The sequence below is a fragment of the Microbacterium sp. Bi128 genome (genome assembly GCF_918698205.1).
In genome coordinates, this window is the sequence record NZ_CAKKMM010001030.1 from 1 (window position 1) to 1,834 (window position 1,834).

The window sequence follows — 1,834 nt, forward strand, 5'->3', positions numbered from 1 at the left end:
GCTGAGGACCGTGATGGCGCCGGCGAACGGGGTCCGGGTGAGCTGCCGGACGAGCGCCTGGGCGGCCCGGCCGGCGCCGGCGATGACGATCCTGGGCCGGGCGGCCGTGGTGGCGGCGGCAGCCGGAGCGCCTGTCAGGGAGGAAGTGGAGATGGGAGACATTGCCGGAGCGGACATGTGCTGGCCCTTTCGCTGGGTGGCCATCGTGTGGCCGGTGTGCTTGGTGAACCCCAGCGTAGGCGTCCGATTTTTCCGGGGTGTTTCCCGGGTGTTGCCGCTTCTGCCCTGCCCGTTCGCCAGTATTTACCGGCCGGTAATGCCGTGGGTCACACCGTCGCGAAGGCCGGCAGCAAAGCAACGCGGGGTCACTTAGCGCCTATAGATAGCGGTGGGATGGGCGCTATGTGACCCCGCGTTGGGTTAGACCCGGATCCGGTAGCCGCGTTTCACCACGGTTTCCACCAGCCGGGTGTCCGGCAGCGCGGACCGCAGCCGGCTGACGGTCATGTCCAGGGCATGCACGGAACCGCGCAGCTCCAGCAGGTCCGAGAGCGCCTCGCGGGACAGCACTGCCCCGCCGGCGCCGATGAGCGCGCGCAGCAGCAACAGCGGTGCGGGCGCCATCTCGACCGGCTCGCCGTTGATGCGCAGCGACCGGCCGCGCAGCTCCACCCTGCCGGAAACGGTGTCGAGCCGGCGGACGTGGTTGAGTGCCAGGTGCTCGCAGACCAGCCGGATCAGGGCGCCCATCCGGAACCGTTCCGGGATCAGCGGATGCAGCCCGGCATCGAGCAGCGGCTGCGCGGTGATGGGCCCGACGACGGCGGTCGCCACAGTGGTCTTCAGGCTCTCCACGAGCTGTTTGTAGACGCCCATCTCGTGCGCCGTGCTCCACATCGCGTCCACGGCGGGCGCGCTGGTGAACGTCAGGACATCCAGGTTGCCGCTGCACGCGGCTTCGATCAGCTTGGGCAGCCGGTCGGCGCCGTCGGGCTTGACCCAGCGGTACGGGGTGACCGTCAGGACGGTGGCGCCGGACATGCGCAGGCGCTCGAGCTGGCGGACATCGGTGTAGCCGTGCAGCTGCACCGCGACTGTCTTGCCGCGCACACCACGAGCGTGGACGTGGTTTCGTCGCTGCTGATTCCGACGTCGGCGAGCCCGGCGGCGCGCACGGCGCCGCGGGCTTTGGGCCCGCGGACGAACATCCGGGTGGCGGAGAGGGTCTCCAGCAGCTGGTCGCCAATGCCAAACGTGTCCGCGGCCTCGCACCAGCGGCGCATGCCGTAGGCGGTGGTCGCGATGCAAAGATCGGGCCGTGCGGCGATGATCGCCCGGGTGTCCTCGATCAGGCTCTGGTCCTCCCGGACCGGGGCGATCTTCAGTGCCGGGGCGTGAAGCACCTCGGCACCGCGGCGTTCCAGGGCCTCGATGAGGTCCTGCGAACGGCGGTGCGAGGTGACGCCGATCCGGAAGCCGTCCAGGGGAAGGTCCCGGTCGGTCGCGTCCTCGGCGGGTTCGGGCGCGGGGGCGCCGGCGGTCGCGCCGGCGGTCAGTGCGGAGGCGAGGGCGGGGTTCAAGGGGGACAGTGGTGCGCCGGGCTCCGGGAGGGCTGCGGCGACGGCGTTCAGTGCGCTCATGGGAATCCTTACGCCTCCATCAGTGATGCGGCCAGACGGTCGAGCTCTGCCGTGGCATCGGCACAGCCCCGGTTGGCTTCGGCCACCCGGACAACGTCCCCGATCACCAGGACGGCGGGGTTGCTGCAGCCCGCGGCTGCGGAGGTGATGGTGCCCAGCTCGGCGATCGTGGTGCGCTGGCCGGGGCGGTAGCC

Annotated in this window: 2 pseudogenes; both read right to left on the reverse strand. The window is 70.9% G+C overall.

The window, feature by feature from the left end:
* Positions 1-420 precede the first annotated feature (420 nt).
* Positions 421-1,556 (reverse strand): annotated as a pseudogene (locus LQV45_RS29390) (uroporphyrinogen-III synthase).
* Positions 1,557-1,648: 92 nt separating this feature from the next.
* Positions 1,649-1,834 (reverse strand): annotated as a pseudogene (locus tag LQV45_RS29395) (uroporphyrinogen-III C-methyltransferase); the annotation flags it as partial.